The 1,794-nt window shown below is 35.7% G+C and carries 1 protein-coding gene and 1 pseudogene; both read right to left on the bottom strand.

The annotated features are described in order from the left end of the window. Positions 1 to 1,170: pseudogene (locus CW751_RS15055) on the bottom strand (hypothetical protein); the annotation flags it as partial. A gap of 285 nt (positions 1,171 to 1,455) precedes the next feature. After that, the coding region (locus tag CW751_RS15050; protein ID WP_205677850.1) for a hypothetical protein at positions 1,456 to 1,794 on the bottom strand (339 nt) is incomplete at its 5' end.

Raw genomic sequence — 1,794 nt, 5'->3', positions numbered from 1 at the left:
TTTTTTTTGTGCCTTTATTGTCACGGGTTCAAGTCCTTTTTCTCTCCCCGGCCATTCAGTTACATATTTATCGTCATCCCAAGCACCTGATTCTTCTAATTTATCTATTGTAGCGTCATCATCTAATGGTCCCGTATGGACAGATGATCCGTCATTTAATACAGCTTCTTCTAAGCCCTCTAATTCAACTGTATGTACAACTTGATTTCCACTGAATGAATATGGTGAATAAAAAGGATACTTTGGCGCCAACGGATCCACGGCAAAGAACCTCCCGACCCTTGGGTCGTGCATTCTGAACTTATAGTTAACACTATTTCCCTTCCCTTTCACCTCGTTATCCATTTCCTGTCCTTGGAAACCATAACGGTAATCCCCAGCAACATATCCACCTGTAATCACCGTATCTTCATAAGTACGGTACATTGTGATGTTATCTAAATAATATGTTCCTGCTTGTCTTATTTGAACATATATAGCAGGTGTATTGGCGGTATAGCTAAACGTATGTGTTCCATCAATGGTTAAAACTTCTAATTCAAATGAACCAGCATAATCATTTTCAAAAATAAGAACGTTTACTTCATTTGCCGGTACAGACTCCATTTCTAAATCCACTTCAAAGGTGTAGGTTTTGCCCGGTTCTGTGGAGAAAGTTTGTTGAACGCCATGAGCTCCATTTGTTGATATAACCTTTAAACGCTCATTTCCTCCATTATTATCAATACTTATCGTTGATTGAGAGAAATCTTTCCAACCATCTATATAAATTGATACGCCATTATCTACAATCTGTGCATTCTCAAAATCTGAATTAATAACATGTAATGTATCAGTAGAAATGGTTGTATCGGCGGGTTCTACTTCGATTGGATTCTCCATTGTTCTGCCATCCAACTGCACACCAAACGGGTAGTAATCAGAATAACTCACCACATCAACAAGGGAACAATCGATGTTTTCATTGCCATCATTTACTGGAAGTTTTCGATCTGATACCACTTGAAGGACGTTCCCTAAATGATTACTCATTTCAAAGTATTTATCTCCAATGATATTTTGTGTTGCGGTATTGATATTGACTAAGTTTAAATCGCTACTTGCTATAATTTCACCTATTTGTTCTTGGCCTATTCTGCTTGAACCGTATAGTGTTTGGTCGAGTCCCATCTCGTGGTTGACTGAAGCTCAACTATTATCTTCTAAAAATACAAATATTTTACAATCTAAGCACTAGTTTTCTAGTTGGAGATTTTTTGTTGTGGGTTACTGGGTGGTTGTGTGGAGAGTTAAGGTTAGGAGAAGATGGGGTGAAATTCGCGGCTGGGGGGTTTATGTATGGAGACCCATGACCACGAGAAGCTGCGCTAAATCTCGCGGCAGCTTGGGGAAATAAAAATAAATTGTTGATAACTTTTTGGATTTTGGGAGGTTGAAAATTTATTTAAGTCAAATTTACTTTAATAAATATTCACAATCTGGCTCTGTTTCTTCGTACTCTATTACTTCGCCATTAGCTTTATATAATTTTATAATCCTTGAATTTTCCTTTTTGTAAAGGCTATCACCTATAACAGACTCTTTATATATTTTTCGACCCAATATAGTAGTAAGAATTATGTGTCTCTTATTTTCAAATATTATAGTTTCATTATTATGATTTTTTTTATCAATGTATTTTTCTTTTATCACATTATTGATAGATGTTTTAATAAAATTTTCTTTTGGAACAGTACAATCACCTCTATACCAAACTGAACCAAAACCAATAGAAAGCATTAGAATAATTAATGC

Source organism: Brumimicrobium salinarum, assembly GCF_002844555.1.
GTDB lineage: Bacteria > Bacteroidota > Bacteroidia > Flavobacteriales_D > Crocinitomicaceae > Brumimicrobium > Brumimicrobium salinarum.
This window is presented reverse-complemented; position numbering and strand designations above follow the sequence as displayed.